This is a genomic window from Parasphingomonas puruogangriensis (genome assembly GCF_036663635.1).
Lineage (GTDB): Bacteria > Pseudomonadota > Alphaproteobacteria > Sphingomonadales > Sphingomonadaceae > Sphingomonas.
This window is the reverse complement of the sequence record NZ_JAXOJI010000002.1, coordinates 207,844-228,198: the sequence shown is the minus strand read 5'-3', so window position 1 is coordinate 228,198 and position 20,355 is coordinate 207,844. Positions and strand designations below refer to the sequence as shown.

General features: G+C 65.0%; 14 protein-coding genes. 6 read left to right on the top strand and 8 right to left on the bottom strand.

All coding sequences use genetic code 11. The features are described from left to right. Positions 1-15: 15 nt before the first annotated feature. The gene (locus U1739_RS06540) at positions 16-2,997 is read right to left on the bottom strand and encodes a TonB-dependent receptor (RefSeq protein ID WP_332705402.1); all 2,982 of its coding nucleotides are present in this window, start codon (positions 2,995-2,997) and stop codon (positions 16-18) included. Then, positions 2,994-4,022: a LacI family DNA-binding transcriptional regulator gene (locus tag U1739_RS06535; RefSeq protein ID WP_332705399.1), complete on the bottom strand. Its 1,029-nt coding sequence runs from the start codon at positions 4,020-4,022 to the stop codon at positions 2,994-2,996. Before U1739_RS06535 ends, U1739_RS06540 begins: the two co-directional genes overlap by 4 nt. Before the next feature lie 150 nt (positions 4,023-4,172). On the opposite strand from U1739_RS06535, the gene U1739_RS06530 reads away from it, so the two are divergent. Next, entirely contained in the window at positions 4,173-6,461 is a 2,289-nt protein-coding gene (locus tag U1739_RS06530) for a glycoside hydrolase family 3 N-terminal domain-containing protein (protein WP_332705395.1), read from the top strand. Here U1739_RS06530 and U1739_RS06525 read toward each other — a convergent pair. Genes U1739_RS06525 through U1739_RS06515 form a run of 3 tightly spaced genes read right to left on the bottom strand, consistent with a single transcriptional unit; the run spans position 6,448 to position 8,997 of the window. Then, a complete protein-coding gene (locus U1739_RS06525; protein WP_332705392.1) occupies positions 6,448-7,734 on the bottom strand; it encodes an MFS transporter in 1,287 nt (428 codons plus the stop codon). The genes U1739_RS06530 and U1739_RS06525 overlap by 14 nt on opposite strands. Continuing rightward, on the bottom strand, positions 7,734-8,195 hold the full coding sequence (locus U1739_RS06520) for a hypothetical protein (RefSeq protein ID WP_332705389.1): 462 nt from the start codon (positions 8,193-8,195) through the stop codon (positions 7,734-7,736). Before U1739_RS06520 ends, U1739_RS06525 begins: the two co-directional genes overlap by 1 nt. A 16-nt stretch (positions 8,196-8,211) precedes the next feature. Further along, positions 8,212-8,997, bottom strand: coding sequence for an SDR family NAD(P)-dependent oxidoreductase (locus U1739_RS06515; protein WP_332705386.1), 786 nt, complete (start codon positions 8,995-8,997; stop codon positions 8,212-8,214). Positions 8,998-9,180: 183 nt separating this feature from the next. Here U1739_RS06515 and U1739_RS06510 point away from each other — a divergent pair, with 183 nt between their 5' ends. Then, on the top strand, positions 9,181-10,536 hold the full coding sequence (locus U1739_RS06510; RefSeq protein WP_332705383.1) for a cation:proton antiporter: 1,356 nt from the start codon (positions 9,181-9,183) through the stop codon (positions 10,534-10,536). A gap of 121 nt (positions 10,537-10,657) precedes the next feature. Here the strand turns inward: U1739_RS06510 and bamA are convergent, their stop codons facing one another. Further along, positions 10,658-13,279 (bottom strand): outer membrane protein assembly factor BamA, encoded by a 2,622-nt coding sequence (bamA, locus tag U1739_RS06505; protein WP_332705380.1) that lies wholly within the window; start codon positions 13,277-13,279, stop codon positions 10,658-10,660. Between the two features lie 214 nt (positions 13,280-13,493). Between bamA and U1739_RS06500 the strand changes: the two genes are divergently transcribed. The 3 genes from U1739_RS06500 to U1739_RS06490 all read left to right on the top strand — a co-directional run bounded on the left by U1739_RS06500 (position 13,494) and on the right by U1739_RS06490 (position 17,291). Continuing rightward, the gene (locus U1739_RS06500; RefSeq protein WP_332705377.1) at positions 13,494-13,820 is read left to right on the top strand and encodes a hypothetical protein; all 327 of its coding nucleotides are present in this window, start codon (positions 13,494-13,496) and stop codon (positions 13,818-13,820) included. A 335-nt stretch (positions 13,821-14,155) separates the two neighbouring features. Beyond that, on the top strand, positions 14,156-16,951 hold the full coding sequence (locus U1739_RS06495) for a TonB-dependent receptor (RefSeq protein WP_332705374.1): 2,796 nt from the start codon (positions 14,156-14,158) through the stop codon (positions 16,949-16,951). Between the two features lie 157 nt (positions 16,952-17,108). Continuing rightward, positions 17,109-17,291 (top strand): hypothetical protein, encoded by a 183-nt coding sequence (locus tag U1739_RS06490; protein ID WP_332705371.1) that lies wholly within the window; start codon positions 17,109-17,111, stop codon positions 17,289-17,291. 23 nt (positions 17,292-17,314) lie between these two features. On the opposite strand, the gene U1739_RS06485 is transcribed toward U1739_RS06490, so the two are convergent. Both U1739_RS06485 and U1739_RS06480 read right to left on the bottom strand, forming a co-directional pair. Then, positions 17,315-18,652 carry an ATP-binding protein gene (locus tag U1739_RS06485; protein WP_332705369.1) on the bottom strand — a complete coding sequence of 446 codons (1,338 nt, stop codon included), beginning with the start codon at positions 18,650-18,652 and terminating at the stop codon, positions 17,315-17,317. Next, on the bottom strand, positions 18,649-19,365 hold the full coding sequence (locus tag U1739_RS06480) for a response regulator (protein ID WP_332705367.1): 717 nt from the start codon (positions 19,363-19,365) through the stop codon (positions 18,649-18,651). The genes U1739_RS06485 and U1739_RS06480 overlap by 4 nt, the downstream gene beginning before the upstream one ends. Positions 19,366-19,507: 142 nt before the next feature. Here U1739_RS06480 and U1739_RS06475 point away from each other — a divergent pair, with 142 nt between their 5' ends. After that, positions 19,508-20,323, top strand: a complete 816-nt coding sequence (locus U1739_RS06475) for a response regulator (protein WP_332705364.1) — start codon at positions 19,508-19,510, stop codon at positions 20,321-20,323. Positions 20,324-20,355: the final 32 nt, after the last annotated feature.

The window sequence follows — 20,355 nt, the reverse complement described above, 5'->3', positions numbered from 1 at the left end:
TCCGGCGAGGGAAGGTTAGAAGCGATAGCCGACGCGGAACTGAATGCGCCGCGGCAGGGTCAGCAGATCGCGACCGATATCGGCCGGGTCGAGCGTATCAGCCACCCGCCCGGTTTCTGGATTGATTTGGTCATTGAAGAAGTCGTCGAACCCCGAGAAGTTCTTGTTGTTGAACGCGTTGAGGAGATCGACCGCAACTTCGGCATCGCCGCCCAGGATATGGACGGTATTCTTCAAGGTTAGGTTGACCTCGCAGAAGGCGAACACGCCGCCGATGCAATTTTTGTTCGGGTAGCGGCCGCTGAACGTATTCAGCCCCGATGTCGCGCCGTTGGTGCCGTCGGTCAGGCGGAACGCCTGGCCGCTGCCGAACGTGCTGAGCGTCGAGAACTGGAACCCGGCCGGCAGATCGACGACGCCGGAGAACACGACACGATGCCGCTCGTCGCCATTGCGCGGACGCCAGCCATATTGATCCGGCGTCGGCGCATCCAGGCTGAACAGATCGCCACCATTCTGCTCGCCCTTCGATAGCGTGTAGGCAACATTGACGCCCCAACCGCTGGCGCGGCTATACGGCTTGTCGATTGTCACGAAGAGCGCCTTGTAGCGCGTATCGAGCCCATCCAGACCGACGATCGCGTTGGCAAAGCCGAACGGTGCGAGCGGCGTGATATCGCAGCATCCGCCTTGTCCGCCATTCTTTCGAGTTGCGTAAATGTTGGTATAGCCGTTGCGGCCACGCTGGTAAGAGCCCGTGACTGAGACCTGTACCGGGCCGAGTTGCTGACGGACCCCAAGGCTGATCTGGTCGTTGACCGGTGGCTTGGTGTCGTTCTTGACCGCGAACAGCTCCGGCAGGCCGGCGGGCGTGGCGCTCGCCCGCAACGCGAGCAGACCTTCGCGCGTGAGGTAGCTTGGGTCCCACACCACGGTGTCCAGCCCGTTGCGCGGCTGGCCGTCGCGCGAGAAGCGGAACACGCCGATCGGATTGATCGTGCGCGATTGCTCGTCGATCGTGTTGTTGAAATTGTTGCGATCATAATAGCGCCCGAGCCCGCCGAAGATCACTGTGCTTTCGTCGTCATTGATGTCGAACGAGAAGCCGATACGCGGCGCGAAGGCGCCGGCAAACGGTTTACGGTTCTTGCCAGTGGAGATGTAATCTTCGGGATCGAAATAGGCCGTCTTGGGCAGCGCTCGGAGCGCCGCGGCGGCATTGGCGCTGGTCTTGAACTCGTTATTGTTGCCGTTGGTCTCGTAATCCCAGCGCAGGCCGAGATTGAGCTGCAGCTTGTCGGTTACGTCCCAATCGTCCTGGATATAGAAACCGAGCTGTGTATTGGAGCCGCGCACGATGCCGTTGCCCAGCCCGAGCCGGGCCTCCGCCGGGAAGGTGAAGTCGGTATCATTGCCCGGGATTTGGACGTCTTCTGGGCGTTCTACGGTGTCGATGCGGAACACGTAGCTCGGCTGCAGATAGGCCAAATTGGCGAACTCGATATCGGTCAGCTCAACGCGCGCGCCGACCTTGATCGCGTGCTTGTCGAGCCCGGTATAGGTGAAGTCGTCGCGCAGCGTGTAGCTCTGCTGCTGCTCGCGCCGCGATGCCTCGCGCCCGCCGAACAGGATGACCGTGTCGTAATTGTAACTCGGCTGCTCGGGGTTGAGCGAGGTCGGGTTGCTGAGGTAATTCAGAAAGTTGATGTTGACCTCGTTGATGAAGCTATCGCCGCGATAGGTCCATTTGGCGAGATAGGTATCGACCACGTTGATCTTATTCTCGGCAAATTCGTACGAGATGTTGCCGCCGAAGCCCTGGATATCGGTCTCCTCGCGACGGCTGTACGACAGATCGAAGGTCTGGCGCTCATCGGGCGTGAAGGTCAGCTTGCCGAAGAAGAAATCGCCGCGGAACGGGCTGACGAAATTGCCCTCGAAGTCGCTCAGCCGCCGGCCCGACGCCCGCTCAAACGCGGCGACATTATCGGCCGAGCCGCTCGAATCGACGATGAAAGCCCGGTCCTGATCGTTGCCTTCATAGGTGGCGAAGAAGAACAATTTGTCCTTAATGATCGGGCCGCCCAGCGCGATGCCGTATTGCTTGCGCTCGAATGCCGGCTTGTCGCGGTTGTTGCGGCGGTCGAGGAAGCTGCGCTCGGTAAACTTACGATCGGTATATTGACCGAACACTTCACCGTGAAATTCATTGGTGCCCGATTTGGTCACCGCGGTGATGATCGCCGAGCCGGCCTGTTCGTATTCCGCCTTGTAATTCTGCGTCAACACGCGGAATTCCTGCACCGCGAGCTGGCCGAACGGGTTGCCGCGGCTGTTCTGCTGCCCGGCGATGCCGCCTTCCCGCAGCTTGTTCTTCAGGCTGACGCCATCGATGAACACATTGACCTGGCTGGCGGTCGAGGCGCCCGACTGGATGCCCTTATCGGTTTCGCTGTCATTGTAGCGCACGCCTGGTGCCAGTGCGGCGAAGCTTAGGAAGTTGCGGTCGGTCTGCGGCAGGATGCGGATTTGCTGCTGCGACACGTTGGTGGCGATTTCGCTGGTCTTGGTCTCTATCAGCCGATTGCCGACGACGACGATATCGTCGCCGCTTTCGGCTACCGGCGTGTCGCTTGCCGTATCAGCAGCGTCGGCCGCGCCGAGCACCAGGTTGAGCGTCAGCGCCTGGCCGATCGAGACGACGACATTCTGGCTGACAGTGCGGCCGTCGCCGCTGGTTGCGGTGACCGTATATTGCGCCGGGCGCAGACCATTCAGCGTGAAATTGCCTGCTGCGTCGCATTGCGCGCGGAAGGTCTGGTTGGTGCCGGCATTCACCAAGGTGACGGTGGCGCCGGCGACGCCCGCGCCGCTGGCGTCGCGCACCTGACCGCGTGCCGACGCGGTAGTGGTCTGCGCGGCGGCGGGCGCGATGGCGATGGCGCCGGTCGCCAACATGGTGGCGCCGGCGAGGGCGAGCTTGAAGTTCCTGGTCATGTCCTGTGTTCCCCTGCGTGATGCCCCTTTTTGAGGCTTGGAAGGCTAGTGCTGTCGCGCACGACGAGCGTCGGTAGGACCGGCTCGATCGTACGTTCGACGATACCGTCGATGAGATCGGCGAGCCGCGCGACAGCGCGTGCGCCAAACCCGGCGGTGTCGATCCGCATCGTGGTGAGCGATGGCGAGATGAGATGGGCGAGCGGGATATCGTCGAACCCGGCGACGGCGACCTGCTCGGGCACGGCGATGCCGGCGCGCTTCAGCGTCATCAGCGCGCCGATCGCCATCATGTCATTGGCCGCGAAGATCGCGTCGACCTGGCCGATGTCGCGTAGCAATTCGGTGGCGGCGGCGACGCCCGTTTCCTGGTGGAAATCGCCCGGCAGCATCCTGACGGTTAGTCCCGCGCGGGCGGCCGCCTGCTCGACGCCGCGGCGGCGCTCGAGCGCGTCGAGATTGTCGGCGGGGCCCGCGATGTGCACGATGCGGCGACGGCCGATCGCCACCAGATGGTCGATCATGGCCATCGCCGCGGCATGATTGTCGAGCTGCAGCGCGGCATGGTCGCCGTCATCCGGGCCGCAATTGACCAACATGGTGGGCAGGCCGGCGGGGAGATGCGCGACGAGCACGTCCTGCGGGATATGCGGCGCCATCAGCACGAGACCGTCGACGCGACCACGCATCGTACGCAGCACGTCGATCCCTCGGCCGGGCCGGTCGTGCATCACGGTAAGCAGCAATTGCAGATCGCGCGACGAGGCCTCGTGATCGATCCCGCGCAGCAGTTCGGAGAAGAATTCGCCGTGCAGATCGGGCAGCACCACGCCGATCGCGCCCGATCGCGCCAGGCTGAGATTGCGCGCGCCGGCATGCGGGACATAGCCGAGCCGGGTCGCCACGCCTTGCACGTGCAGCCGGAGCATGGGCCGGACATTGGCGTGCCCGTTAAGCACGCGCGACACCGTCGCCACCGACACCGCGGCTTCGCGGGCGACGTCTCGGATCGTGGCGTGCGGCATTCCTCGTCGTCATCCTCTCTGTCGCGCCAATGCGTCGTCCGGTCCAAGGCCGGATCATTTTCTGTTGCTGTAACCGGTTACAAGAACATACAAGCTGATTCAATAGATTGTTGATCGACATCAGTTCGATCCTCAGCAGGGAGAGATTTGATGCACGGCCAACCGCTTTCGCGACGGGCACTTCTGTTGGGCGCAGGCGCCGTGGCGGCCTGGGCAGCATCGCCGGCGCGGGCCTTGTTGGCGAACGTCGGGGCGGCGGCACTGCCGGCGAACGTCGAAGCGTTGCTGGCGCAGATGACGGTGGAGGAGAAGGCCGGACAGCTGACGCTGATGGCCGCGGCCTGGGCCGGCGGCGCGGCGACGGCGCTGAATCCGGCCGGCGCGACCGCCAATTTCGACGGGCAGTTGGAGGAAGTGCGGCGCGGGCGGTTGACCGGCGTGTTCAATGGCAATGGCGTGGCCATGGCCAGGCGCATGCAGACCGTGGCGATGCGCGAGGCGCGCTTGAAAGTGCCAATGGTGTTTGCGGCCGACATCATCCATGGTTTCCGCACCGTCTTCCCGGTGCCGCTGGCCGAGGCCGGCAGCTTCGATCTCGAGCTCGCCCGCCGCACTGCGCGCGCCGCCGGCGCCGAGGCAGCGGCGTCGGGCATCGATTGGACCTTCGCGCCGATGGTCGACATTGCCCGCGACCAGCGCTGGGGCCGCGGCGTCGAAGGGGCGGGGGAGGATGTGCTGCTCGGCCGGCTGATGGCCGATGCCCGGGTGCGCGGGTTCCAGGGCACGAAAGGGCTGGCTGCGCCCGACGCGGTGGCCGCCTGCGCCAAGCATTTCGCCGCCTATGGCGCGGGCGAGGCGGGGCTCGATTATAATAGCGTGGATGTGTCGGAGCGGACCTTACGTGAAGTATATTTCCCGCCGTTCCAAGCCGCGCTCGCCGCCGGCGTGCCCACGGTAATGGCCTCGTTCAACGAAATCGCCGGCATCCCCGCCACCGCCAATCCGTGGCTGCTGACCGAGGTCCTGCATGAGGAATGGAAGTTCGACGGGCTGGTCGTGTCCGATTATACCGGCGACGAAGAACTGATCGCGCATGGCTTTGCCGCCGATGCGCGCGAGGCGACCCGGCTGGCCTTCCTGGCGGGTGTCGACATGAGCATGCAGTCGGGCTTCTATATCAAGCATCTGCCCGATCTGGTCGCCACCGGCGAAGTGCCGATGGCGCGGCTCGACCAGGCGGTCCGGCGCGTGCTCGCACTGAAGGTAGCGCTGGGCCTGTTCGACGATCCGTTCCGCCGCATCGATGCGCGACGCGAAAGGACGCAAGTGCGCACCAAGGCAATGCTGGCGCTGGCGCGCGAGGCCGGCGCCAAGTCGATCGTCTTGCTCAAGAATGACGGCGACCTGCTGCCGCTGCCGCGCGCGGGCAAGCGCATCGCGCTGATCGGCCCGTTTGCCCAAGGGAAACACGATCTGGTCGGGCCGTGGAACGTCTATGGCACCGATGCCGAGGCGGTCGACCTGCTTACCGGCGTGCGCTCGGCGGTGAAGGATGCCGCTTCCGTCACCGCGACCGATGGCTCGGGCATCGATGCGCCGTTGCCGGGCGGGATCGACACGGCGGTCGCCGCCGCGCAGGCGGCGGATGTCGTCGTGCTGGCGATCGGCGAGAGCCAGCGCATGTCGGGCGAAGCGCAGAGCCGCAGCGACATCGTCGTGCCGGCGGCGCAGCAGGCGTTGGTCGCGGCGGTCGTCGCCACCGGCAAGCCGGTCGTCATATTGCTCTCCACCGGGCGCGGATTGGCGCTGGCGGGCCCCGTGATCGAGGCCCCGGCGATCCTGGTGACGTGGTTCCTGGGGTCGGAAGCGGGCCATGCAATCGCCGACATCCTGTTCGGCATGGTAGCGCCGTCGGCGCGCCTGCCGGTCAGCTTCCCGCACGCCACCGGGCAGCAGCCCTATCATTATGCGCACAAGAGCACCGGCCGGCCCAACGGGCCCGGGCCGCTGGCTGAATATAAAGCGCATTACCGCGAGTTCGCCAACGACGCATTGTTCCCGTTCGGGCACGGCCTGACCTACGGCAAGATCGCTTATGGTGCGCTCGATCTCGGCGGCGACACGCTTGCCGCCAACGGCGCCCTCACTGTGTCGGCGACCGTCACCAATAGCGGCACGCATGCGGCGGAAGAAGTCGTGCAGCTCTATGTGCAGGACGTTACCGCCAGCATCACCCGCCCGGTGCGCGAACTGAAGGCGTTCCGGCGCGTCGCGCTGAAGCCCGGCGAGAGCAAGACGATCGACTTTACGTTGCGCCGCGCCGACCTGCTGTTCATCGGCCGCGACCTGCAGCCGACGGTCGAGCCAGGCCGTTTCCGCCTGTGGATCGCGCCCTCGGCCCAGGCCGAAGGCGTGGCCGGCGTGTTTACGCTGGCCTGAGCTCGCGCAGCGTGTGGCGGCGCAGCGGGTGCGCCAGCATCGCCAGCACCGAAATCGCGATCAAGACCGCCGGCGCGCCGAGCATCAGCCAGCGGATCGTCGCCGCTACCGCCGGCGCCTGCACCGCGCCGGCGACGAACCCGCTGGCGCCATAGACCGCGCCGATCGCCAGCCCGGCGATCGCCAGTGCGATCTTCTGCGCGAAGGCGAACGCACCAAAGGCCAACGCCTCGACGCGCACGTCGCCTTGCGCTTCGCCCCAATCGACCGTGTCCGGCAGCAACGCCCAGGCGGCAAGGTTGAACCCGGCAAAGGCGATGCTGGCGGCGACCAGCAAGGCCAGCGTGGTGACGACGCTGTCGATCGGCTGCCAGATGAACACGGCCAGCCCGACCAAGCCGAGCGCCGCCGCCGCCAGCCACGCGCTGCGCGCGCCGACGCGCGTCGCCAGCAGCGTCCACAGCGGCAGGACGAGCGCGCTCGCCACTCCCATCGCCGCCAGCGCTTGGGGCCCGCCGCCCGGATAGGCCATCACGTAGCGATAATAATAAGGCACCGACTGACCGAGCAAGGCCGCGGCTGCCCCGGCTGCCGCGACGGCGATGGTGAGCGTGACGAACGCCCGGTTGCGCAGCAACGCCCAGGCCTGCCCGGCAAGCGATGACGGGGCGGCGGCGAGGATCGCCCGCTGTTGCTCGGGCACCTTCAGCACGACGATCAGCAGCAGCGGTACGCCGATCGCCGCCATCAGCGCCGCCGCGGCCGGATAGCCATAGCTTGCCGCCAGCGCCGGCAGGCCGAGCGCGACGCAGGCCGCCGCCGCCGCACCGAACATCATACGCATCCCCGCCAGCAGCGTGCGCGCCGCCGGCGCCGTGCTCAGCCGCGCGGTCCAGGCCGAATAGGGAATGTTGGTAAAGGCGTAGAGCGTGCGGAACAGCATCTGCGCGAGCAGGATCCACCCGGCGGCCTGCGTCGGCAAGGCGAACATCACGACGAAGGCTAGGCCGAGCGGCACCGCGCCCCAGCCGATCAACCGCCGGTAGGGGATCCGCGTCCGCTCCGCCACCGCCCCGGCGGTAAGGTCGGCAATGGCATCCCACAGCGTGCCGGCCATGAACACCAAACCCGCCGTGACCGGTGGCAAGGCGAGCACATCGATATAGAAGAACAGCAGGTACAGGCTGATGCTCTGCCAATAGAGATTGAACGCGAAATCCCCCGACGCAAACAGGATCAGGCGCGCGCGCGCCGGGCGCGGCGGCGTCTGCACTAGGCCGGCCCGCTGTCGCGCAGCTCGGGGAACAGCCGCTCGACCTCGGCCTGCAGCTCGCTCGACCCGGACCGGAGCCCGTAATGATCGAGCAGCGTGCGGACCAGCGCCGCGCGGTGCGGGCCGACCCCGGCCAATGTCTCCAGCCCGGGCCGGTTGGGATCGGCGAGCCGATCGGCAATGTCGCCGAGCGTCTTGTAGCCGGCCGCCGCCAGCACCCGGCGCAGGCCCAGCGGCAGCACCGAGCGACTGACCGGCAGGTCGCGCTCGTCGGCATCCGGCGTCGCCCCGTACAGGCGCGTCCGCCCCGCTTTCTCCCGCTTCAGCGCGCGCCGGATATGACCGAGTTGACCCGAACTGAGCCGCAGCGCACGACCGATCTCACGATACGGGGTGCCCGCCGCGCGCAAGGCGCGCGCCTCTTGAAGGTTGAGCGCCGCCTGCTCAGCTCGGGTGATCATCGTCTACGCGTTACCGTCAGGCGATCGTCGGCACCATCCCGCCTTCGGCGCGAATCGCTGCACCGTTGGTGGCGGCGGCCAGCGGACTGGCGAGATAGGTGACGATCGCACCGATTTCGTCGGCCTCGATCAGGCGCTGGATCAGCGACAGCGGTCGCAGCTTTGCAAAGAACTCGGTTTCGCGCGCCGCTTCGGTCGCCTCCTTATTGTCGACCACCGAGTGAATGAAGTCGACGATCCCTTCCGAGCGGGTCGGCCCTGGCAGCACCGAATTGACCGTCACGCCGGTGCCGCGGGTTTGTTCGGCCATGCCGCGGGCGATCGACAGCTGCGCGGTCTTGGTCATGCCGTAATGGATCATCTCCGCCGGCGGTAGCAGCCCGCTTTCGCTGGCGATGAAGATTACGCGGCCCCAGCCGCCGTCCAGCATGCGCGGGAAATAGTGCCGTGCGAGCCGCACGCCGCTGACCACGTTGACCTCGAAGAAGCGGTGCCATTCCGCATCGCTAATGTCGGCGAACGGCTTGGCTTCGTAAATGCCGAGATTGTTGACCAGGATATCCACCGCGGGCGCGGCGGCGATCAATGTCGCGGCCCCCTCGGCAGTGCCGGCATCGGCGAGCACCGCACGGACCGCGCCGACCGTCGCGACATCGGCCGCCGCGGCGTCCAGCTTGTCCTGGGTGCGCCCGGTGATCACGACCTCGACGCCTTCCGCGGCCAGCCGCTTGGCGATCGCCAGCCCGATTCCGGCGGTCGATCCGGTGACGAGCGCGGTCTTGCCGGTCAGTTTGAGGTCCATCTATGCTTCCTTGCGGCCGTTACGGGCCCCTAAGATAGGGACGCTCAGCAGCCGTGCACGGAAAATGCGCTTGTTGGCAGGAGCGGCAAGTTTCTGGTTGCGCTGTTGCGTGCGTTGGCAGTTATTCAACCCATCGATCCGACGTCGCACAAGCGCGCGGGCGCAGGGCAGGGGACGGGGAACATGCTGGACAGTTTGTGGTCGACGATCGGCGGCGTGCTCGCGCCGCACGGACCGGCAGCGACGGCGGCGAAAAGCTATACGCCGGGCGATTTCTCGATCCATTTTTTCCTGCAGCTTGCGGTGATCCTGATCGCTTGCCGCGTCGTCGGCTGGCTCGGCCAGAAATTGCTGGCGCAGCCGCAGGTGGTCGGCGAAATGATCGCCGGTGTGGTGCTCGGGCCGTCGCTGCTCGGGCTGCTATGGCCCGATCTGCAGAACGCGATTTTCCCCAAGGAAACCCGCAACGTGCTGTATGCGGGCGCGCAACTCGGCGTCGGGCTGTACATGTTCCTGGTCGGCACGACGCTGCGCATCGATCACTTCAAGGCCAAGGCGAAGAGTGCGGCGGGCGTCTCGCTGGCGGGGATCGCCGCGCCGTTCGCCGTCGCGATCCTGATTACACCGTTCCTGCTCGACGTGCCCGGCCTGTTCGCGCCCGGAATCTCGCTGACCAACGCGACCTTGTTCCTCGGCGCCTGCATTGCGCTGACCGCCTTTCCCATGCTGGCGCGGATCATCAACGAACGCGGGCTGGCCAGTTCGTCGCTCGGCACGCTGTCGCTGACCGCCGGCGCGTTTGATGATGCCTGTTCGTGGTGCGTGCTGGCGATCGTGCTGGCGACGTTCGGTGGCGGCGCCGGAGTCGCCATCCTGGCGATCGGCGGCGGGCTGTTATGGGCGACCATCGTCATCCTGTTCGGCGCGCGGCTGTTCGCGCTATTTGCCGCGCGGGTCGAGCGCGACGGCGGTATGCGTGACGGCGTGCTGGCGATCGTGCTGATCGCATTTTGCAGCTCGGCCTTCCTGATGGACATGGTCGGCATTCATGCGATCTTCGGCGGCTTCATTTTGGGCGCGGTGATGCCGCGCGGGCTGTTCGCCGCGGAGATCAAGCGCAAGATCGAGCCGCTCGCGGTGGTGCTGCTGCTGCCGATGTTCTTCACCTATTCGGGGCTCAACACGCGGATGGACATGGTCAATTCCGGGCCGCTGCTGCTGATTGCCTTGGCTATCCTGGCGGCATCGATCCTGGCCAAGGGCGGGGCGTGTTATGCCGCCGCGCGGCTTGCGGGGGAGGACAATCGCACCGCGCTGGGCATTGGCGCGCTGATGAATTCGCGCGGGCTGATGGAGCTGATCATCATCAATATCGGGCTGCAAAAGGGCATTATCGGGCCAACCCTGTTCTCGATGCTGGTGCTGATGGCGATCATCACGACGATGATGGCCGGACCGCTGTTCGAGGCGGTGTACGGCAAGAAGGCGCGGGAAAGCGGCGAGCTCGAATCGCTGAATGCGCCGGCGACCCCGGTCTAGCATCGGCCGCCGCCCAGCTGGATCAGCAAGCGGCGCGGTGCCAACCGCGCCGCGGCGAAGGGCGGAGGATGGAGCGATGGTCACCCGTGCCGCCTGTCGAGACGGATTGGCGACGACGCTCCTAGAACTGGCCGCCGATATTGAACGTGATCAGCTTGCTGTCGTCGCCCGGGGCCTTGAGCAACGCCTTGGCGATATCGACCCGCAGCGGCCCGAACGGCGAATTCCAGTTCACCCCGACGCCGACCGACAGGCGCGGGCTGGCGGTGTTGCTCGAATAGGTCTCGCGGTAGGTGCCAAGCGAATAGCTGTAGGCGGTGCCGGTATTGGTCGTCGTGCTGTTGCCGTCCGAATCGAGATACAGCAATTCGCCAGCGCTGTTGGTGTATTGCCGCGTGCCGGCGACGCACGCAGTCGAGGTGCTGATCGAGGCGGCGCAGGTATCGGTCAGCGTCGGCGTCTTGCCGCCGAACACGGCGCCGACATCGACATAGACAGACGGCCGCAAGCCCAGTTCGCGCGCGCCGGCGCCGAGCGGTAGCTCGACCTCGAGCCGCGCCTGGTAATAAGCGGTGCCGCCGAGCGCGGTCTGCGTCGTGCTGCTGCTGTCGGTCGAGAGCGTCGCGGGGATCGTCGACGTGTCGTAATAGGTGCGGGTGACGCGCGGGCCGACGCCGCGAATGTCGAAGCCGCGCATTTCGGGACTGCCTAGATAGAAGCGATCGGTCAACCGCACATCTTGGCCCAGGCCCTTGATATAGCCGCCCTCGGCATGCGCGAGCAGGATGAACTTCGATCCGAGATCGAAATATTTCGAGGCGTTGACGGTGGTGCGGAGATATTTGGTGTCGCCGCCGAGCCCGGCGAAATCCTGGCTGAAGGTGAACTTGCTGCCCGCGGTCGGGTGCAGGCGGCTGTTGAGGCTGTCGTAGAGCAATGAATAGCCGACCGACGAGGTCCAGCGATTGCCGACCGCGTCGCACAGATACTGGCCGGCCAGCGCCGGGTCGCACGCGCCATTGGTGTAATAGGTATCGGCATCCAGCGTGACCTGGTCATAGGTCAGGCCGTAGCGCCCGGTGGCCGACCAATATTCGGTCAGCGGGACGGCGGCGCGCAGCTGGAAGCCGGTGGAAATCTGTTCGTAGGTCGTATTGTCGTCGCTGCTCGAGCCGTAAGGGCTGTAATCGCGGCGGAAGATATCGCCGCCCAGTGCGATATTCTTGTCGAACAGATAGGGCTCGGTGAAGCCGAGATTGACCGACTTGGAATAGCTCGAATAATTCACCCCGGCGCGCAGCTCCTGGCCCTTGCCGCGGAAATTATGCTGCGTGATGTTGGCCGAGACGATCATGTTCTCGGTGCTGGAATAGCCCGCCGACAGCTGCAGCTCGCCGGTCGATTTTTCTTCGACATCGGCGGTCAGCACGACCCGGTCGGGCGCCGAGCCTGGGGTCTGCTTGAGTTCGAACTTGTCCTGGAAATAGCCCAGCGAGTTGATCCGGTCCTGCGAGCGCTTGACCTGGAAGCTGTTGAACGCGTCGCCTTCCGACAAACGGATCTCGCGCCGGATGACCTTGTCCTGCGTGTTGGTGTTGCCGTTGATGTCGACCCGTTCGACATACGAGCGCTTGGCCTCGGCGATGTTGAAGTTGAGCGACATGGTCAGCGTTTCTTTGTCGCGGTTGAACTCCGGGTTCACCTCGGTAAACGCATAACCGAACAGGCCCGCCGTCTCGCTCAATTGGTCGACCGAATTCTCGACCTTCTTGGCGTCGTACCAATCGCCCTTCTTCATCGTCAGGCCGGCAGCAAGCTTGGCATTGTCGAAATCGCGGATCGAGCTGTCGACCGTGACGTCGCCGAACTTATAGCGGTCGCCCTCCTCCACCACATAGGTGATGATGAAGTCTTCCTTGTCCGGCGTAAGCTCGGCCACCGCCGAGGTGACGCGGAAATCGGCATAGCCTTCGGTCAGGTAGAATTGGCGCAGTTTCTGCTGGTCATAGGCCATGCGATCCTGGTCGTAGCTCGTCGCCGAGCTCAATAGGCGGAACAGCCGCGCCTGTTTGGTCGCCATCTGCTCGCGGAGCTTGTCGTCGTCGAACACCTCGTTGCCGATGATGTTGATCTGGCGGACCTTGGATTTCGGCCCTTCGCTGATCTCGAACACCACATCGACGCGGTTCTGATCGAGATTGACCATCTTGGGCTGGATCGACGCGGCGAAACGGCCCTGGCGGCGATACAGTTCGACGATCCGCGCGATATCCTGGCGCACCGCGGTGCGGGTGAAGATCTGCCGCGGGGCGAGCTTGATTTCCTTGCGGATCTTGTCTTCCTTGAGGCGCTTATTGCCCTCCAGGATGACGCGGTTGATGATCGGATTCTCGCGGATGCGGATGATGATGTCGCCGCTCTCGACGCCGGCGATCGACACATCGGCGAAAAAGTCGCTGGCCAGCAGGTCGCGCAGCGCCTGATCGAGCGATTCGTTGGTATAGGCCTGGCCGACGCGCAGCTTGGTATAGGACAAGACCGTCTCGGGCTCGATGCGCTGCGAGCCTTCGACGCGCAGCGACTTGATCGTGCGCACCACTGCCGGCGTCACCGTGGCCGGCACCGGCGCCAGCGTCGGTGCGGCCTGCGGCGCGCCCTGCGCGCTCGCCGCGACGGGCAGGCCGGACAGCATCGTGCCGGCCAGCAGCAGCGCCACGGAAGGGGCACCAAATTCGAACATCATTACCTGCGTCTCCGGGGGTGAGCCGCGGCGTCTGAAGGCGCGATGTTTCCCTGGAATGTGCCGATATGTCCGCTGTGTAACATCAGGCAGGCGGCATCGCCCGGCGGCGCTCGATGTGTCGTGGTGATGCGATCAGGGAAATACTTCGGACACTGACGCGGCCCAGCAGGTGCCGGCGGGCAGCGGCCCGGTCGTCCCAGCTTAGGAGCTTATCATGCGTTTTGCGATCAAAGGGGTTCCGGCCACGGAGCCGATTACCGTGTCCGCCCCGCAGGTGCTGATCGACAATCCCTTCGCCCCCGAAGTGTTCGCCACCGGCTGCGCGGGCCTGACCAATTTGAACGGCGTCATCGTTCTGACGCTGGAAAGCGCGCGCTCCGATCACGCGCGCCAGCCGCCATCGATCGATCGCGTAGTGGTCGGCCGGATCGCGCTGACCAACGGCGCGGCGCAGGAGCTGGTCGCCGGGCTCAACCAGTTTCTCGAACAGCAGGGGCTGAGCCCGAGCAAGGCGCTGGCCGGCGGGGCGACGTTCCAATGACCCGCGTGATGGCCCGCCCGGCGCAGGGAGCGACGGATATATCCGTCCAGCCAGGCTGGAAGATCGCCTTTCGGTTGGTCGGCGAGAAGTGTATCTTCCCGGTCTTAAATTCACGAAACCGTATCAATCGAGTTACGTTCCGTATATAACCGTGTGACCCATACAACATCCGAGCATGGCGAGGATGTCGCCCTCACTTAGACGTTGTCGAACTCCCGAACCAATTGCAGATCGTTGCCTCGGCGCTGATTCATCCTCGTTCGAATCTACCGCACGACAATCTAAATTGGTTCAGGGAGTAACCGACAATGCGTCTTGTTTTACGCAATCGCCTTTTGGCATCTACTCTATTGCTGGGGATCGCGGCGCCTGCTTGGGCGCAGGCTGATCCGGCAACGCCGGTGGTGACCGCAGACGATCCGGCGGCGCCGGGCGAAGACGAGACGATCGTGGTTACCGGCTCGCGGCTCGGCGGGCTGCAGCTGCAGCAATCGTCGCCGATCGCCGTGGTCACCGCCAAGGAGATCGCGCTGTCGGGCCAGGTCAATGTCGAAAATATCCTGAAGGATCTGCCGCAGCTCGTGCCGAGCAGCACGGGGGCGTCGAACAATCCGGGCGGCGGCGTGGCCACCGCCGATCTGCGCGGGCTGGGCGCCAATCGCACGCTCGTGCTGGTCGATGGCCGGCGCTATGTCTCCTATGATTCGAACCAGATCGTCGATCTCAACACGATCCCCGCGGGCCTGATCCAGCGCGTTGACATCGTCAGCGGCGGCCGCTCGGCGGTGTACGGCTCGGATGCCATTGCCGGCGTCGTCAACTTCGTGATGAAGAAGGATTTCAGCGGGGTCGAGGCGAACGCCAATTACCGCATCAACGAGGCCGGCGATGGCGGTACGTTCAACGGCAACGTGCTGATCGGCGGCAATTTCGCCGACGGCCGCGGCAATGCCACGCTGTATCTGGATTACACCAAGCGCGATGGCATCCTGCAGTCCGCGCGCGACTATTCGAGCCAGGCGCAAGTCGACGACGGCGAAGGCGGCCTGATCAACGGCGGCTCGGGCTCGATCGAGGGCACGCGCTTCACGATCAACAAGGTCGCCCGCAAGTTCGAGACGGACGGCGGCTACAGCGCCTACGATGCCGCCACCGACGCGTATAATTACGCCCCCTATAACTACCTGCAGGTGCCGCAAAAGCGTTTCCTGATGAGCGCGCAGACGCATTACGAGGTCAGCCCGGCGTTCAACGTCTATGCCGAAGGCCAGTTGATCAACAACCGCGTCGACAACAAGCTGGCCCCGACGCCGTATACCGGTTCGGTCCAGCTCGACGCCGATTCGTCGTTCCTGTCGGCCAGTTCGCAGGCCATGCTGCAGAGCCTCGACACCGACGGCGACGGCTATGTCACCTCGACGATCGCCCGCCGCCTGACCGAAGTCGGTGACCGCGTGTCGAGCATCGACAATACGGCGTATCGCGCGGTGCTTGGTGCCGATGGCGATATCGGCGGCGGCTGGAACTACGACGCTTATTACAGCTATTCCAAGACCCGGTCGGTCGAAACGCAGACCGGCAACGTCTCGAACAGCCGCGTGCTGCAGGCGCTGAAGACCACTTATGATGCGAACGGCAACCTGGTCTGCTCGGATACGAGCAATGGCTGCGTTCCGCTCAACATCTTCGGCGCCGGCAATATCAGCGCCGCGGCGGCCGCGTTCATCACCATCCCAGTGCAGAATACCAGCTCGATCACCGAGCAGGTCGCCAGCGCGTCGATCTCAAATAAGAATCTGTTCGATCTGGGTGCCGGGCCGGCCGGCGTCGTGTTCGGTACCGAATATCGCAAGGAATTCGGCAGCTACAATCCGGACTACGCTTTGTCTTCCGGCGATGTCGTCGGCTTCAATGCCGGTGAGGGGCTGAGCGGCGGCTATGACGTGAAGGAGGCCTATACCGAGGTCGCCGTGCCGCTGCTGGCGGACCTGCCGTTCGTGCATCGTCTCGAAGTGAACGGCGCCTATCGCTACTCCTATTATTCGACCGCCGCGAAATCGGTGAACACCTATTCGGGCGGCGCGATGTGGTCGCCGATCCGCGATCTCAGCTTCCGCGGGCAATATTCGCGGGCGGTCCGCGCGCCCACCGTGGCGGATCTGTACAGCGGCTCGGCACAGGATTTCCCGGCCGCGACCGATCCGTGTGCCACGGCGGCCGCGCTGACCAACGCAAACCTGAGCGCTAGCTGCGTTGCATCGGGCCTGTCGGTGGGTGACTTGGGCCAAGACTATTACGGCGGCAGCTCTCAAATCCAGAGCATTACCGGCGGCAACTCCAATTTGCGCGAAGAAACCTCCGACACTTATTCGGTGGGCGTCGTGTTGCAGCCAAGCTTCGTGCCTGGTTTCTCGCTGACGGTGGATTACTACAAGATCAAGATCGCCAACTATATCTCTTCTGCGGGCACGCAGAATCTGATCACGGCCTGCTATGGCGATGCCGGCAACAACTATACGGCATATGATAGCAGCTATTGCGCTTTGTTGCCGCGAGACGCCAATAGCGGCGCAATTACCGACGCGGTCAACACGCTTTCCAACACGGGCGGCGTGAAGACACGGGGGGTCGATTTCGAGGCGCGCTATGCCACGACCCTCGGCTTCGGCGCCTTCGGCACCGACTCCAGCCGGCTCGATCTGCGTGTCAGCGGTACGCGCCTGATCGACTTCAACTTTAACCCGGTCGCGGCGATCCCCGGTCTGACCATCGATTGTGCAGGCAAGTTCGGCCTCAGCTGCGGCAATCCCTATTCGAAGTGGCGTCTGTCGGCCCGCACTACCTACGAGACCGGGCCGCTGACCGTATCCTTGCTATACCGCTATCTGTCGCCTGTGGACGACGACAGCGCGTCGACCTATTCGGTCGAGCATATCAAGGCGTATAATTACTTCGATCTGACCACGGCCTTTGCGGTCAAGCCGGGCTTCACCTGGTCGGTCGGCGTCAACAACCTGTTCAACAAGCAGCCGCCGATCCTGGGCGACAACCAGGAGCAGGCCAACACCTATCCGTCGACCTACGATCCCTATGGTCGTGCCTTCTTCGTGAGCACCAGCGTCAAGTTCTGACCTGACACGGGGGCGGGCCGCCGCCCCCAATCGCTGCGCTGGCCGTGCCCCGTCATCCTTTGCGATGGCGGGGTTTCGGTCGTTGCCGCGCCGGAAATACCGCGGACAAGTTTGCCATCCATAGCGGCCGCGGCGAATGATCGTCCGGAGAAGTCCCATGCCCACGCCCGCGCCCCTGCCACTGCCGCCGGGCTGCGCCATCGGCCGGCATCTGCCGCGGTATCAGCACCGTGATGTCGCCGGCCAGGCGTTCCAGCACTCGGTATGTCGCTGTTGCGGGGCGGCGATCGTCAAATCGGCGATCACCCGGCGTTGGATCGTCTCGGGGTTGCTGGGTTAAAGGCGGGTGGGGCCCGCCGCGGGTCAGGCGGGCAGGGTGACCCGGGCCAGCAGGCCGCCCTGCGCGCGGTTCTCCAGTGTCGCTTCGCCGCCATGCGCACGCGCCACGGCACGAACACTGGCCAGGCCTAGACCACTACCGCCGCTATCCCGATTGCGCGATTTCTCGGCGCGGAAGAACGGCTCGAAGGCTTGGTGCAGATCGGCCGGCGCAAGGCCCGGGCCGTTGTCCGCCACTTCGATGATCACCGCCTCTTGGTCGCGCCGCAGGGTTACCTCGGCCGCGCCGGCATATTTCACGGCATTTTCGACCAGATTGGCGAGCAAAGCCTTGAGCGCAGGCCCGTCGCCTTCGATGGTCAGGCTCGGGCCGGGGTGCAACACCACCTGTTCGCCGCGATCGGCGCATTGATCGGTGATGCTTTCCGCCAGCGAGCGCAGATCGAGCCGTTGGCGTCGCACATCGCGCGTCATATCGCGGACGAACGCCATTGCCGCGCCGATCCGCTGGCTCATCTCCTGGATATCCTCCTCGCTGGCGATCCGCACATCGTCGCTGGCTTTTTCGAGCCGCAGCGACAGGCGCATCAGCGGGGTGCGCAGATCGTGCGCCACCGCCGCGATCAGCATCGTGCGATCCTCGACGTAGCGATTGAGCCGCTCCTGCATCACATTGAACGCCGTCGCCGCTTCGGCGATTTCCGGCGGGCCGGACAAGGGCAGGGGCGGCGCGCGGGGATCGCGTCCTAGGCGCTCCGCCGCTGCCGCGAACAGCGCGATCGGCTTGGCCACACGCCGGGCCATGGCCCAGGCGATCGGCGCCGCCACCGCCATGGCCACAAGGAACCACAGAATTGTGCGGGTCCGCCACGGGCCAGTCGCCCCGCTGGCAGGACGAATCACGCGCCACATCCGCGGCGCGGTCTTAACCCAGACGGTGAACGATCCGAACAGGCCAATATCCATCGCAAAGGAGCGCGGCATCGGGCCAGGCATGCCCATCGGCATGGGGGGACGAAACGCCCCGACCATCAGCGGCGGCCCGTTACGACGGCCTTCGACCACCACGGCGGCGGCCGGCAGGCCCAGATCGGCCGCGATCAGCCCCGCCAGGCGCCGGTCGCGTTCGTCGTCACTCAATTGCGGCGCTTCGTGCGACAATGATGTCGAGAGCAATCCGGTCGTGTCTCGGCCGGCCCGCGCGACCATCGCGATGCGGTTGGTGGAATAGATGGCCGGCGTCGGCGGTGGCATCAGCAGCACCGCAGCGAAATTGAGCAGCTGGACGAGTAGAACGGTGAGCAGGATCAGCACGAAGATGCGCAGGAATAGCGGCCAGGGCCGCTGGCGCCTGGCGGTCACGCGCGCACGACGCGCGGCACGAAGAAATAGCCTTCGTTGCGGATCGTCCGAATGATCTCGTCACCGCGCGACCGCAATTTGCGCCGCAACCGGCTGACCTGCACGTCGATCGCACGGTCGAAAGCCTCGGTATCGGGGCCGCGCGCCGCCTCGAGCAACGCATCGCGCGCCAGCACGCGGCGTGGCCGCTCGATAAAGGCCCGCAAGACGGAGAATTCGCCATCGGTCAGGTCGATCAGCGTCCCTTCGGCGTCGAGCAATTCATGGGCGGTGAAATCGACGCGCCACCCCAGAAAGGTAAAGGCTTGTGTGTCGGTCTGCTCGGCCACGTTGCGCTCGCGCAAGGCGGCACGCACGGTGGCAAGGATCTCGCGCGGGCTGCACGGCTTGGCGAGATAATGGCTCGCGCCGATCTCCAGCCCGAGGATGCGATCGGGTTCGTCGCCAAGCGCACTCAGCATCACGATCGGTGGGCCGCCCTTGCTACTCAGCCGGCGGCAGGCCGATACGCCGTCCTCGCCGGGCATCATGACGTCGAGCAGCACGAGCGACACCGTATGTTGCGCGAGCACGATATCCATTTCCTGCGCATTGGCGGCGGTCTTCACGTCATAGCCGTGCAGGCCCAGGCTTTGCGCCAGCAAGCTGCGGATCGAATGGTCGTCATCGACGACGAGCAAAGTCGTCTTGGTATCGGGGAGCGGGCTGTTCATCGTGGTCGGGCTACCAAGCGGATGTGTTTGCAATATTTCAGCGGGTGCGCGGCGCACGATCGTGACCGCTTGCGTCCGCATTGCCGCGCGATCGTTACAAGCGGACATATTACAGAAAGATGCAAGATGCAGGAGCGGCGACATGATCACAAACCATGCCGGCTTCGACGATCCCCTCATTTCCTTGCGCCAAGCGAGCGATCAACTGACCGATGAAAGCGCGCGCGTGATCATCGTCGATGACGATCCCGGGCTGCGCGAACTGCTCACCGAATTCCTGATCGATCACGGGCTGCGTGCCGAGGGCGTGGATAGCGGCGCTGCGCTACGCGCCAAGCTGAGCCAACGGCCGTGCGACCTTATCGTGCTCGACATGATGATGCCGGGCGAGAACGGGCTTTCCGTGCTGCGGGCGCTGCCGCGGGGCGGCGGCGCGCCCGGGGTGATCATGTTTTCGGCCTTGGCCAGCGAAGTCGATCGCGTCGTCGCGCTGGAACTGGGGGCCGACGATTATGTCACCAAGCCGTCGAGCCCGCGCGAGATCCTGGCGCGGATCCGCTCGGTGCTGCGGCGGCGCAGCGCGGGCGGGGTCGGGGTCGGCGCGACGGCCAGCGCTCCGGTCACGGCGCCGCCGCTCCATGTCGAAACATACGCCTTTGGCGGCTGGACGCTCAATTGCAGGATGCGCACGCTTCGTGCGCCGGACGGCACGGCGGTGCGGCTGACCGATGGCGAGTTCCAGTTGCTCAACGCCTTTGTCAGCAAGCCTCAAAAGATCCATTCGCGCGACGAGATGATGATGCATGCCGGCAAGGGCGACAGCATGTTGCGCGGTCGCACGATCGACGTCGCGATCAGCCGGCTGCGCCGCAAGATGCAGTCGTTCGACCATGCCGAGATCATCCGCACGGTGCGCGGCAACGGCTATTCGTTCCTGCCGGAGATCACCTGCACCTGAGGCTATAACGGTGCCGTCAGCGCGCTTCGACC